This window comes from Acinetobacter sp. 24-47-67 (genome assembly GCF_056779735.1).
This window is the reverse complement of record NZ_JBWYIK010000003.1, coordinates 203,335-216,385: the sequence shown is the minus strand read 5'-3', so window position 1 is coordinate 216,385 and position 13,051 is coordinate 203,335. Positions and strand designations below refer to the sequence as shown.

The window sequence follows — 13,051 nt, the reverse complement described above, 5'->3', positions numbered from 1 at the left end:
GACTTAATAAAAAAACCGCCTTGAGGCGGTTTTTTTATATCCAAAATTTTAGCAAACGCTTACTCAGATTTCGATCTGGCTTCCCATTTCGACTACGCGATTTGGTGGAATTAAATAGAAATCACTCACAGGACTGGTATTCCGCTGCATTGATATAAATAATTTTTCACGCCATGGCGCCATTCCTTCTCCCACGGTATGAATCAGACGATCACGTGAAATAAAGAAACTAATTTGCATCATATCAAATTCAAAATTTAACTGCTCATATGCCGCTTTCAGCGCAACTGGAATGTTGGGTTGGTCTTTAAACCCATAATATACAAAAATCCTAAAGAATCGATTATCCATCTTTTCTACACGAATTCTCTCAATATCAGGTACATATGGTACATCTTTAGTAATGACCGTAATCATCATATTACGTTCGTGTAGAACCTTATTATGCTTAATATTGTGCAACATCGCATGTGGAACGATATTAGGTGTTCCTGTGAGGAAAATTGCATCCCCAGGAACGATCAGCGTTTCATCACTCATCTTGACACTTTGAATAAAGAGATCAATAGGTAACGCATCAGACTCAAGCTTATTAAGTACGATTTGACGGCCATCTTTCCACGTCATTAAAACGGTAAATACAATTGCACCAATCAAGATCGGCACCCATCCACCACCAACAATTTTTAAAGAAGTCGAAGCAACAAAAATGAGGTCGATGATCAATAAAGGCACAGCAAAAAGGGCTACTTTCCAAACAGGCCAGCGCCAAACGCCATAAGCTAAAATCGAAATTAAAATCGTACCACACAGCATAGTCATGGTCACTGCTACACCATAGGCACTGGCAAGATTCGCACTATTTTCAAATAATAAAATGAGAATAATGACTGAAATAAATAATACCCAGTTGATGAATGGGACATAGATTTGTCCTTGTTCAATATCAGAGGTGTGTTGCACGGTTAAACGCGGTAAATAGCGTAATTGGATCGCTTGATTGACCATTGAGAATACACCCGTAATCACCGCTTGTGAGGCAATCACAGCAGCAGCGGTTGCAAGACCAATCATTGGAAATAAAGCCCAATCAGGGACCAACAGGTAAAATGGGTTCTCAATTGCATTTGGGTCTCGTAAAAGTAGAGCACCTTGACCCGCATAGTTAAAAACTAGACTTGGCAATACAATCACAAACCAAGCAAGCTTAATGGGCATGCGACCAAAATGTCCCATATCTGCATATAGTGCTTCACCCCCCGTCATCGTTAAAATGACGGCACCCATCGTGAGGAATGCAACAAAAGGTTGGTTGATGATAAAGCCAAACGCCCAGTGCGGACTGATCATTGCCAACACGAACGGTGTTTGCATAACACTCCGTAAGCCTAATAGTCCAATAGATGCAAACCACAATAATGTGATTGGTCCAAAGAACTTACCCATGGTCGCCGTGCCGTGGCGCTGAATTAAAAACAGTGCTGTTAAAATACCGACGGCCAATGGTAATAACCATTGATTAAACATCGGAGTCGCAATACTTAAACCTTCAATCGCAGATAAAATAGAAATTGCTGGGGTAATAATGCCATCACCAAAAAACAGTGATGCACCGATAAAGCCCAAGGCAATGAGATAAATTTTGCGCTGATCTGCAATACGAGTTGAACGTAGATTTAAGGCAAGAAGCGACATAATACCGCCTTCACCATTGTTATCTGCCTTCATAATGACTGAGACATATTTAAAGCTGATGGTGAGCATCATGCACCAGAAAATGAGCGACAAAATGCCCAGAACGGTTGCCTCAGTAATTGCAATATGAGCCGTAAGGAAGCATTGACGCAATGCATACAGAGGACTGGTTCCAATGTCACCAAACACCACCCCTAATGCTGCCAATGTTACCGCAGGAAGTGCGGCTTTTTTTGCAGTGCTTTGCATATTTTAGTCTTCATGCATTCGACAGAATTTTTCGGCAATCATATCACTGGCTAAAAACTTTTTCTTTAAATCAATTGTTTCAACTTGGCATCTGCTTTTTTTTTAGTTATCATCGCACGCCTTGGTGAAGTGTCCGAGTGGCTGAAGGAGCACGCCTGGAAAGTGTGTATACGTTAATAGCGTATCGAGGGTTCGAATCCCTCTTTCACCGCCAGAATTTAAAAAACCGAATCATGAGATTCGGTTTTTTTTCGCCTAAAACTTCGCTTTTGGCACGTATCTCGCTTCATTTTACTGTCATCAACATCATGTTAAGTTAATAAAAACAATACTTAAGGAGCTGAACAACCTAACAACGTTATTCAAATAGATGATTTTTGCACACCTATAAAATAGAGAACCTGCTATTCCGGAGATAATATGAATAACAGCGCCAACTATGTAAAACAAATTAAAAATGCAAAACGTGGTGGCTACACACCCACTATCGCTAAAGATGTGAATAAACACAAAATTCAAAAAGCGCTAAGATTAATTGAGCAATGGAGAAAATTAGCACAAGAGTTAAAACCTCAAATGCAATTTGATATGGCTTATACTCTTGAAGAGTGTGCACAAGACCTTGATCGTATTCTAAAAAACAAATAGCTGATCCTATAAAATTTTCTCAAGATGCCTGTACACGCTATGACGGGCATCACTATAAAATGAGGAGAAAAGACGATCAAAAATAAAGCAAAAACAATTCATCCTGCTCAATTTTAATTAATCGATTAATTTTTGACTTGCGTTTTAGTGAAAAAACGCTATTATTCTCTCCACGTTGCCGGCATAGCTCAGTTGGTAGAGCAACTGACTTGTAATCAGTAGGTCCACAGTTCGAATCCGTGTGCCGGCACCATTTTATACTTAGCCTCGCTTTTTAGTGAGGCTTTGTTGTTTTTGATGATTTATTTTTTACTTGCACTCACTTGTACATATCGTACGATTCCCTCTTGATAAAGTTTCGCACACAACTTTGCTGTCATCTTAATTTTTGCCAAATCTAAAACGTGATACGAATGAGCTTGGATGTTCTTTTTAAAAATATCACTCTGAATATACGTTGCAAATCCTGCAAATACCTCGCGACTCAAATCTTGAATATGTATATCTCTAAAGCCCGCTTGCGCTAAGATTGATTGCATTTCATCGAATGAGTGCAAATGGTTCAGTTGAACGTCAGCTGCTTTTAATAATAATTTAACTTTCAATTGCGCTAGAGGACTCAAAGTATAGAACTTTGAATTCAAAGCAAGATAATGAAATGCTAAGCGTCCTTTTGAATTCAAAACCCCATCTATAGAACGAAGAAATAAATTCAAATTACTGTGATAAGCAGCATCGATGCAAATTGCCGCATCAAATTTAAATTCAAATGATCTAGATTCTAAATTTAAAAATGTTCCCTGCGAGATCCGATTGACATGAGGTAAAAACTTACGCGTATGATTTACATAATATTCTTGTAATTCAATTCCTTCCAAGTATTCGATTTGAAATTTTTCTTTCCATAAAATTAAGCTAGCACCTTGCCCACAACCTAAATCAATTAATTTATCTTTTGAATTTAAATCGATAGATTGAGCAAGGGTTATTGCGAGTAACTCGCAGGCTTGTGGATAATTCAGCTGGTCAGTTTTCCACAGACCTAAATTACTCCAAGCACAATTACGGTAATCCCCCAATAAAGCTGCATTGATCGCATATTTATGTCGAGGTGCTTTCATCCATGCTTGGAGCTTCTTCATTCAATCCCTTAATATCCTAACTCTGGTGCAACCTGTACCTTAGGCTTTAAACCTAAAAATGGTAACGGCGCATCAAGTAATTTTGCTATATCCATTGCTGAAGTCACCGCTGACTCCAAAATTGGCAATCCATCACATGACCAAGAACCACAATAAAATACTTTGCGACCTTGTTGTTGGTGACGAGCACTCAACTCATGGGTTAGTGGTAAAGTATGACGGTCTACAACAGCTCTAGTGAGCTTCACTTTATGTATTACTTTTTTAGGATCAATCTCAATTACTGGATTCCAAGTTTGAAAAACAGGAGATTTACCCACTAATGTTGGCTCAATCGAATTCAGCCAAACAGTGAAATGCTGTTTAGTAAATTTACGATCCATCATATAACTCAATACGCACCAATCTTTACGCTTCACAGGCATTACCACTGAATCAGTATGAATGACCAGCTCACCATCAACAAACTTAAATTGTTTGAGAAGTGCAATATCATCCGCAAACTGTTCAGCATCTAAAAACTCATGAACTTTTGTTGTTGGTGTCGCGACTATCACACGATCAAATAAGTCAGATTCACCTGCTTCATTTTCCACATAGACTAAATCACCCTGCTCTTGTACACGAGTAATGGGCTGCCCACTTCTTAAATCGATATCTTCCAGCAATTTATCTACGAAAGCTGGAGTCCCACCTTGAATTCGAAGAAGTGCATCTCCATCCGTCAGTTGGCGTAAGAAAATCAACAATGGTTTCGCTGGCCATTCACCAATGGTTTTTGCATCACATGTACAAATGGTAAATAGGACAGGCATGACTGCCCCATTCCAAAATACTTCTTCTATTTGGTTATATTTAACGAACTCATCTAAAGTGATATCTTGATTTTTAGATTTAAAAAACTGCTTCAATGCAGATCTAAGTTGTAACATCCCTTTCACTAAACGGATGCCATATTGCTTTAATCCTTTTCGATTATTAATGATTGGAAAGTTGCCTATGCGTGAACGTGATGTTGTCAACCAAGTATCGATTTTATCTTCAAATAACCAGCTACATGACATATAGGTACGTACTGGAAAAGTATTGAGACCCAAATGTGTGGCAAGACTCAATGTATTTTTCCAGAGCATTGGATTCATGACACGTAATGGCGAATCAATAATCCCACCTTCATACTCAAGACTATAACTATCCATACCACGCCCTGGAAGCGCCTCGAAAACTGTGATCTGGTGACCAGCATCCTTGAGAATTCTCGCAGTTGCCAACCCTGCCATACCACTTCCAATCACTGCAATTTTCAAAATTATGATCCAAGCATTAAAAATTTTTTTAATTATGCGATAGAACACTTTGAAACTTGCTATTAAAAACTTCCAGATTTTATTTGTTTTTGATTAATTTTTAATCAAATAAATTTGCGTAAAATTCTTGCTACACTATTCGTCATACGCTAAATATTTAATACACTTGTATTTTTTAAGAAATCAAAAAAAATGTTTAAAAACAAAATAGATATTTTCACCAATAATTTAATTTTTTAGTTTACAGCTTAAAAAAAATGCATTATCATTGTTTTGAAAATGAGAACTACATCACATTAATAAGAAGCACAAATAGAATGTGATCTAGAAAATAAATATAAATTACAGCGTATAAGGACCTCTGTTGTGTGGGATAGAGGTCCTTTATTTTTTTAAAATGATGATCACAAAAAAAGCGGAAATGATATTTCCGCTTTTCTCGTTCCAATTAACGTGCAATTTCACCAAATTTACCATTATTGAAATCATGAAAAGCTTGAATGATTTCTTCTTTGGTGTTCATGACGAATGGTCCATGCCCTTGAATTGGCTCATTTAGTGGCTCACCTGTAAGCACTAAAAATTGTGTATCTTTATATGCTTGCAATTGAATTGCTGCCTCACCATCACGAGCAAACATCACAATTGAACTGTCTAGAACTTTTCGAGTCCCATTAATTACGAGTTCACCATTCAACACTACAACCAATACGTTGTGATCTACAGGAACATGTATGAATGTTTCATACTCAGCTTTAAGCTGACCATCCCACACATTTATTGGAGTAAATGTTTCAGCAGGACCATAATGACCACCAAACTCACCCGCAATTACACGGATGTGACCAGCATCATCATCCATGGTAATTGTTGGAATATCATGAGATGTGATCGCTTGATAACGTGGTTGAGTCATTTTATCTTTGGCTGGTAGATTGACCCAAAGCTGTGCCATTTCAAGAATTCCACCTTTTTGAGCAAATTCAGGAGAATGAAACTCTTCGTGAACCAATCCGGCCCCAGCAGTCATCCATTGCACATCTCCTGCCTCAATAACACCACCACCACCACTGGAATCCTTATGTGCTAAACCACCTTGGTAGGCGATAGTCACTGTTTCAAATCCGCGATGAGGATGAGATCCGACACCTAACTGACGTGTCGTTGGCTCAAAGTGATGTGGTGCACCGTAATCTAATAACAAAAAAGGACTAAGTGCTTGACCTAAGCGATCATAAGAAAATAAGTTACGCACTGGCAGACCATCACCAACCCAATGTGTATGTTGGTTACGATAAACCCCAATTACTCTTTTCATCTTTTACTCCTATATTCGATAGGATGAACATGCGCTCATTTTAGACTTTGCACAGAAAATAAAAAGAGCTTTACTGCCACACAGATTCCTATTTTTATGATTATAATAATCTAAATTAATTCATATATGTGACTATTCACTGAAATTTGAAATTCATGATTACAATATTCCTATTAATAAGACTAATTATCCTAGAAATGGTCACAAATTTATCTCATTTTCAGTCTAATATAACTAGTGACTGAATACGAGTTCATTGATACGTATTCACACTTACTAACATCATAGAGGCTAATAATAATGGGCAAACCTTACGTTCGTTTAGATAAAGATAATGCAGTAGTGCTTTTAGTCGATCACCAAACAGGTCTTCTTTCTCTTGTACGTGATATCGATCCTGATAAGTTTAAAAACAATGTTTTAGCACTCGCAGCAGCAGCAAAATACTTTAACTTGCCGACAATTTTAACAACAAGTTTTGAAGATGGTCCTAATGGTCCACTCGTTCCAGAATTAGTTGAAATGTTCCCTGATGCTCCATATATCGCGCGTCCAGGTCAAATCAATGCTTGGGATAACGAAGATTTTGTAAATGCTGTTAAAGCGACAGGTAAAAAACAACTGATCATCGCTGGTGTTGTGACTGAAGTATGTGTTGCATTCCCTACACTTTCAGCTCTTGCTGAAGACTTTGATGTATTCGTGATTACTGATGCATCTGGTACATTCAACCAAATTACGCGCGATGCTGCATGGAACCGCATGTCTCAAGCAGGTGCTCAACTTATGACATGGTTTGGTGCTGCAGGTGAGTTACATCGTGACTGGCGTAATGATATCGAAGGTTTAGGTGCTTTATTCGGTGAGCATATTCCTGACTATAAAAACTTAATGGTTAGCTATGTAAAGAACACCACTAAAAAATAATATTTAATAAAAGCGACCTTTGGGTCGCTTTTTTTTACCATATTCAAAACCCAAGATGATTTCTTGAACGGCTTAGTTTAACCTATGCTTAAACTTTATCGGATCAGGCGTCGAGGTGAAAATTGCATTCATTTGATGACTATTACTATTTTTATTTGGTCGTTAAATACGGCGGTTTCAGTGCTGCTAGTGACGCGTCAAATATAACTAAATCAAAGCTTAGTCGACGTATTTTAGAACTCGAAGCAAAATTTAATGTCACACTCATTCAACGTTCTACTCGCCATTTCAAAGTAACGCCTTTAGGTCAAGAATTTTTTCAAGAATGTGAAAAAGTAATCAACCAAGTTGATTGCGCTCATAATGTTTTACTTAAACAGAAAAGTGAACCTCAGGGTCTAGTTAAAATTAGTTGCCCACCCGTAATGATGCGTTATCAAATTCGCTCTTTACTCAATGATTTTTTGAAGCGCTATCCAAAAGTTCAAGTCGAGATGGAATTAACCAGCCGACGCGTAGATGTATTGCACGATGATATTGACTTGGCGATCAGAACTAATTTTTCTGCCAATGAAGACTCCACCATCGTGGTTCGTGATGTCATCAAAACCACTCATTGTTTAGTGGCAACCCCTGAGCTTTTACAGGGTCGCGTTTTAGAATATCCAACTGAAATCAATGATTTTCCAACAATTGTTTTAGGAACTCAAAAAACACACTATCAATGGAATTTGCACCGAATTGAAGGGCATGATCTCATTGAAATTCCATTACAACCACGTATTAAAAGTAATGATTTGGCTGGTGTGTATTATTCAGTGATGGATGGATTAGGTATTGCAGATCTACCTTATCTTACAGTGCAAAAGGATTTGGCAGCAGGACGGCTTATACACATCTTACCTGACTGGTGCTCAAATATAGGGACTGTGCAACTCGTTTATGCATCACGTAAAGGACAACGACTCGTGATGGAAAAACTCATCGACCACTTGGTTGAAGGTTTACGACAAGCAGCACAAAATCAAGAAGGTTATGCCTCTTAATAAAAAACCAGCACATCGTGCTGGTTCTTTACTTTTCAACTTAATTTAGATCTTACCTACAAGATCGATTGATGGTGCAAGTGTAGCATCACCTTCTTTCCATTTCGCAGGACATACTTCGCCTGGGTGGGCATGAACATATTGAGCCGCTTTCACTTTGCGAAGAAGTTCTTGAGCATCACGACCAATACCACCTGCATTAATCTCTACAATTTGAATTTTTCCTTCAGGATCAATTACAAATGTACCACGATCTGCCAAACCTTCAGATTCAATCAATACATCAAAGTTTTTAGACAATGTCCACGTTGGGTCACCAATAAGTGGATACTGAATTTTACCAATCACATCTGAAGTATCATGCCAAGCTTTATGTGTGAAATGAGTATCTGTAGATACACCATAAATTTCTACACCTAACTTTTGGAATTCAGCATAGTTATCAGCAAGATCGCCTAATTCTGTTGGACATACAAATGTAAAATCTGCAGGATAGAAAAAGACAACAGACCATTTACCTTTAAAATCTTGCTCAGAAACTTCAATGAACTCACCATTTTGATAAGCAGTTGCATTGAATGGTTTGACTTCAGTATTGATTAAACTCATGTGTTTTCCTCTATTTCTTTGTGAGAGTGTTGCTTCGTTGAAATAGAGAATACAAAAGATGATTGGATTGGTAAAACCGAAAGTATTTATAAAAACAATCGAATTTCCAGATTTAAAAGTTAATATATTTCTTTAAGAGAATAAATTAAATATAAAACACTGATTTTTTAAAACTTATTTAATTGGTTTCAAATTTTTGAAAATAATACTTTTCTTTTTTCATCCCAAAGAGAAAGATCATTCACTCTGTATGACCATAAACGATTCGAGTAATATCCATTGGGTTTAACCTCACACTATGAAAGCTCACTGTTCGAGGCTTACGATTCACCATCTTTCCCAAGATCATTAATCAAACGCTGATCTATTTCTATAATCATTATAAGAAACGATTGAAAATCTTGCTGCTCTAGCTCATTAAACTTCCTCTTCTGCACTCACCTGATGATAAGATCGATTAAAATAGACAAGACTTTCCTCTTGCGAGCTTTGTTGAATGGCTACAACTCGGCAAATAAAAATACTGTGTGTGCCCACTCGTTGAATTTGCTCAATCTCACAATCAAAACTGACTAAAGCGTCCTTTAAGACCGGGCAACCTGTTTTCAATTTACCCCATTGGGCTAATCCAAAACGTTGTTCTGCACTTAATTGACTCGATGCAAAAGCATTTGAAAGAGACTCATGTTGAGAACTGAGCACATTGACAGATAAAACTTTGTTCTCAATAAAATACTGATGAGATCGGGATGATTGATTCATACACACCAAAAGCGTAGCAGGTGAATCAGTAACGCTACATACAGCAGAAGCCGTGAAACCATGCTGTCCTGTTTCACCAGCTGTTGTAATAATATTGACTGCAGTGGTTAATAAAGACATTGCGTTTCTGTAGTCTGAAGCTTCAACCATTTTTCTCTTCTCAAATATAAATTGCTAAACTCGTGCGAACCTAGGATATAGGTGATTGCACAGATGATCCATCTTGAATGTAGAAAATAAACTCAGCTAAAGCACTAACTTCTTAGTTTAAGATCGCTGAACCCATACTTAAGGCTTCAAGTTTGTCACGTCCCACGTGACGAGACAGTGGTATCATTCCACAGTGGGTTGAAGGGTATAGCTTATCAGCATCGACAAATTGCAAAACTTTACGCAAAGTGTTCACCATTTCGTCAAGTGTTTCAATTTGATTGGTTGCCACATCGATTACACCGATCATGACTTTCTTCCACGAATCAGTTCAATAAGATCCATGGATATATGTGAGTTTTGCACTCTAGAGAAATGATGCCCCAACTTAGATTTTTGTAGTATCGGGAGTGACGTTTCAAAAGGACACCGTTCATTACTCAAAGTTTGTTTCCCATTTTTATTATCTTTCATAGAATTACTTTTACAAATATGTATGGCGGTTTCACATTTCAAATTTTCAAGCGCTAGCTCAAGAATAGCAATTCTCTAGACAAATCAAAATTAACTTTGTATCAAATTACTCAAGGTCATCAATAGAAATAAATCAAGTAGCGATCTAACGTCGCTCGAATTACGAGTCTAAAAGCTCTATGATGAACTGTGCTCAGATTTTTCACGGTATATTTACTTAAGACCAATCAAAATAATTCGATCAATAAACCTATCATGACTACCTAAAAAAAGAGCCTAGATAGTGAATCTAGGCTTCTCTTATTTTTATGCTGGGATACTTGCTACTATATCCTCTCGAGACCAGAGTCTGTGATTTTGTATCGCTTTCTTAAATTTATCTTGATGATCTTTAAAGGTTTTACTACTAAAAATAGCATCATTTATGAAAAATATTTTTAAATCATAATCTTATATAGATTATTAAATCCCAAGAAAAAAGATCGGCCATCTAAGTTTATTTCAAATACTTCACCTGATTCGACTTCAACTTGTTTAGAAACTTCTACAAGAATTTGCCCTCTCATCGTATTTTGAACTTTATGAAATGGGATAATGTTAATTCGAATGGTTTCACCATTCACTGCTTTTGCTGTAGTCCAGCCATTAGAGATATTCATTTTCACTTACTCATTAATGAGCTCATGTAAAATTAAAAATAATATTAAATATTTAAATCGAGAGTATGGATTCTGATATCGAAGAGGCTCAAGCCTATAATTCAAATTACAATTTTACATTAGCATGTATTTAATTATAAAAAGCCCACAATGAGATTGTGGACTTCTAAGATCGGCATGGTGCGAGTTCATGCTCTGCGTTAACTGTTTAGACATCATAGATATTAAAATCTATAAATTGAGAATACGCAATTCTAAGTTCTATCTAAACACTTCCGTTTCGCTTACGGATTCGATCAACAACGATTATACCATAAAAAATACTTTATGGTTTAATTTTAATATTTAAATGAGCTGATAAATTTTACCAGTATTTAAACTATGAAAATTTAAATCAAAACTAGGTCTTATATTTTCATTATTAACAGTGATAAATTTAATATTTATTTGAGATAAGTTCGAAGCATGCTGCGAAGTATTAAATGTACCTATCACTGCATATTTAACTTCAAACTGATCTTTCACCTCAATTAATGAGGTGTTCATGAAATAGCTACAATATCACTTGCTTGTAAGCCACGCTGACCTTGTTGCACAACAAATTGAACTCGCTGTCCTTCGACTAGATTCTTGAAACCATTTGCTCGAATTTCACTAAAATGAGCAAATACATCTTGACCATTATCTACAGCGATAAATCCGAAACCCTTAGTTTCGTTGAACCACTTAACAGTACCAGTTGTTAAATTAGACATCATTTATTTCCTATATTATGTAATGAATAATTAGAAAATAATTTTGAAGATAGACTTTTAATAGAATGAAAGATGTAATTAATATCAGATCAAAATAAAATTAGTAAACAATAAAATTATAATTCTAGAAAACCAATATAACACATATTTAATTGATTTAATTTTCTTTAATAAAAAAACCTAACTACAGATCGACCGCAATTAGGTTGTAAACTTTTAAATTAGTTTTTAATTGGTAGCGGGAGCTGGATTTGAACCAACGACCTTCGGGTTATGAGCCCGACGAGCTACCAGACTGCTCCATCCCGCATCAACAAGTGCATTTGTACGCTAATTTGAGATATATAGCAATCTAAATAATTTATTTTTATCAAAAACTATAAAATCATTATCGTTACTAGATAAATTATTCAGATAATTCTGTTTTAAATTTTTGATGTAAAGACCTATACAAATTGAGTTTAAATTTTTCATTATTTAGTAATAATGTCGACTCTTCAGCCCAAGTAGCCTTTCCCACATCTAAACCAGAATGATTCAATGCCCAATCAGATATATACCCATAGATAAAAGAGTTATCAGCAAAGACCCATTTTACGATCTTATTTTGTTCATTCAGAAACACCTTATATGTAGGTAATGAACCAAAAAAACTAAATTTAGTGTATATATATTTGTAATGTTCGTTCATAGAATTATTTTAAAAAAAAGATGGACCATAATAGCAGTTTTATGTGTTTTAACTCATAAAAAAACATCGCTTGTAAAATCAATTCGAGGTTGATTTTAAAATACGGATTCACTTTTCATAAAAAAATTAATGATCACATGAAGGTCTTCTCGATCACTTTTTCAAGAATAATTTTAGAATTAATGTTGGCTATACCTTTAATTTTGTTTAACTTATTAATAATAAACTGGGAAAACCCATTTAAATCTTTGGTGGCCACAAAGAGAACGTAATTCGAATCCCCTGTAATTATAAAAGCATTGATCACTTCATCAAAATTACGAATCTGGCTCAGAAAATGCTGATGATCTGATTCGGTCAGCTGATTGAGTTTAATTTCGACAATCGCCTCAACCTGAATACCCAATTTTTCATAATTAATTTTTGCTTGGTATTTTTCGATGACTCCATTGTTTTCTAAAATTTTGACACGTCGATGGCATGCTGAAGCAGAAAGATTCACTAAATCTGCCAATTCCTGATGACTTAGTCGTGCATTTTGTTGTAATAGTCTTAAAATTTTATGATCAATGAGGTCTAAATTCATTCCTAAATATCATCCTGATTTTTTATATTTAAT

At 36.0% G+C, this 13,051-nt stretch carries 12 protein-coding genes, 3 tRNA genes and 1 pseudogene; 5 read left to right on the top strand and 11 right to left on the bottom strand.

Going from position 1 to position 13,051, the window contains the following annotated elements; translation table 11 throughout:
* Nucleotides 1–63 precede the first annotated feature (63 nt).
* Complete coding sequence (locus tag AC1M9K_RS06580) at nucleotides 64–1,944, bottom strand: potassium transporter Kup (RefSeq protein ID WP_481588825.1); 1,881 nt, start codon at nucleotides 1,942–1,944, stop codon at nucleotides 64–66.
* Between the two features lie 123 nt (nucleotides 1,945–2,067).
* On the opposite strand from AC1M9K_RS06580, the gene AC1M9K_RS06575 reads away from it, so the two are divergent.
* From AC1M9K_RS06575 to AC1M9K_RS06565, 3 genes are all read left to right on the top strand, one after another.
* A tRNA-Ser gene (locus AC1M9K_RS06575) sits at nucleotides 2,068–2,158 on the top strand.
* A 206-nt stretch (nucleotides 2,159–2,364) separates the two neighbouring features.
* Nucleotides 2,365–2,592 (top strand): hypothetical protein, encoded by a 228-nt coding sequence (locus AC1M9K_RS06570; protein ID WP_035267585.1) that lies wholly within the window; start codon nucleotides 2,365–2,367, stop codon nucleotides 2,590–2,592.
* A 177-nt stretch (nucleotides 2,593–2,769) separates the two neighbouring features.
* Nucleotides 2,770–2,845: transfer RNA gene (locus AC1M9K_RS06565), tRNA-Thr, on the top strand.
* A gap of 49 nt (nucleotides 2,846–2,894) precedes the next feature.
* Here the strand turns inward: AC1M9K_RS06565 and AC1M9K_RS06560 are convergent.
* From AC1M9K_RS06560 to AC1M9K_RS06550, 3 genes are all read right to left on the bottom strand, one after another.
* A complete protein-coding gene (locus AC1M9K_RS06560) occupies nucleotides 2,895–3,734 on the bottom strand; it encodes a class I SAM-dependent methyltransferase (RefSeq protein ID WP_481588824.1) in 840 nt (279 codons plus the stop codon).
* Nucleotides 3,735–3,742: 8 nt separating this feature from the next.
* Nucleotides 3,743–5,041 (bottom strand): FAD-dependent oxidoreductase, encoded by a 1,299-nt coding sequence (locus tag AC1M9K_RS06555; RefSeq protein WP_035267588.1) that lies wholly within the window; start codon nucleotides 5,039–5,041, stop codon nucleotides 3,743–3,745.
* Nucleotides 5,042–5,489: 448 nt separating this feature from the next.
* A complete protein-coding gene (locus tag AC1M9K_RS06550; protein ID WP_481588823.1) occupies nucleotides 5,490–6,359 on the bottom strand; it encodes a pirin family protein in 870 nt (289 codons plus the stop codon).
* A 300-nt stretch (nucleotides 6,360–6,659) separates the two neighbouring features.
* Here AC1M9K_RS06550 and ycaC point away from each other — a divergent pair, with 300 nt between their 5' ends.
* Together ycaC and AC1M9K_RS06540 are read left to right on the top strand one after the other, a co-directional pair.
* The gene (ycaC, locus tag AC1M9K_RS06545; protein WP_035267592.1) at nucleotides 6,660–7,286 is read left to right on the top strand and encodes an isochorismate family cysteine hydrolase YcaC; all 627 of its coding nucleotides are present in this window, start codon (nucleotides 6,660–6,662) and stop codon (nucleotides 7,284–7,286) included.
* A gap of 122 nt (nucleotides 7,287–7,408) precedes the next feature.
* Nucleotides 7,409–8,332 (top strand): LysR substrate-binding domain-containing protein, encoded by a 924-nt coding sequence (locus AC1M9K_RS06540; RefSeq protein ID WP_035267593.1) that lies wholly within the window; start codon nucleotides 7,409–7,411, stop codon nucleotides 8,330–8,332.
* A gap of 45 nt (nucleotides 8,333–8,377) precedes the next feature.
* Here the strand turns inward: AC1M9K_RS06540 and ahpC are convergent, their stop codons facing one another.
* The 7 genes and pseudogenes from ahpC to gigD form a co-directional block, all read right to left on the bottom strand.
* The gene (gene ahpC / locus AC1M9K_RS06535) at nucleotides 8,378–8,941 is read right to left on the bottom strand and encodes an alkyl hydroperoxide reductase subunit C (protein WP_035267594.1); all 564 of its coding nucleotides are present in this window, start codon (nucleotides 8,939–8,941) and stop codon (nucleotides 8,378–8,380) included.
* Nucleotides 8,942–9,358: 417 nt separating this feature from the next.
* A complete protein-coding gene (locus tag AC1M9K_RS06530) occupies nucleotides 9,359–9,853 on the bottom strand; it encodes a flavin reductase family protein (RefSeq protein WP_035267597.1) in 495 nt (164 codons plus the stop codon).
* Nucleotides 9,854–9,965: 112 nt separating this feature from the next.
* Nucleotides 9,966–10,399, bottom strand: a pseudogene (locus AC1M9K_RS06525) (uroporphyrinogen decarboxylase/cobalamine-independent methonine synthase family protein); the annotation flags it as partial.
* A gap of 365 nt (nucleotides 10,400–10,764) precedes the next feature.
* Nucleotides 10,765–10,986 carry a hypothetical protein gene (locus tag AC1M9K_RS06520; RefSeq protein ID WP_035267598.1) on the bottom strand — a complete coding sequence of 74 codons (222 nt, stop codon included), beginning with the start codon at nucleotides 10,984–10,986 and terminating at the stop codon, nucleotides 10,765–10,767.
* A gap of 542 nt (nucleotides 10,987–11,528) precedes the next feature.
* Complete coding sequence (locus AC1M9K_RS06515) at nucleotides 11,529–11,741, bottom strand: cold-shock protein (RefSeq protein WP_035267602.1); 213 nt, start codon at nucleotides 11,739–11,741, stop codon at nucleotides 11,529–11,531.
* A 233-nt stretch (nucleotides 11,742–11,974) separates the two neighbouring features.
* Nucleotides 11,975–12,051: transfer RNA gene (locus AC1M9K_RS06510), tRNA-Met, on the bottom strand.
* A 514-nt stretch (nucleotides 12,052–12,565) separates the two neighbouring features.
* Nucleotides 12,566–13,018 carry an Lrp/AsnC family transcriptional regulator GigD gene (gene gigD / locus AC1M9K_RS06505; RefSeq protein ID WP_092766480.1) on the bottom strand — a complete coding sequence of 151 codons (453 nt, stop codon included), beginning with the start codon at nucleotides 13,016–13,018 and terminating at the stop codon, nucleotides 12,566–12,568.
* Nucleotides 13,019–13,051: the final 33 nt, after the last annotated feature.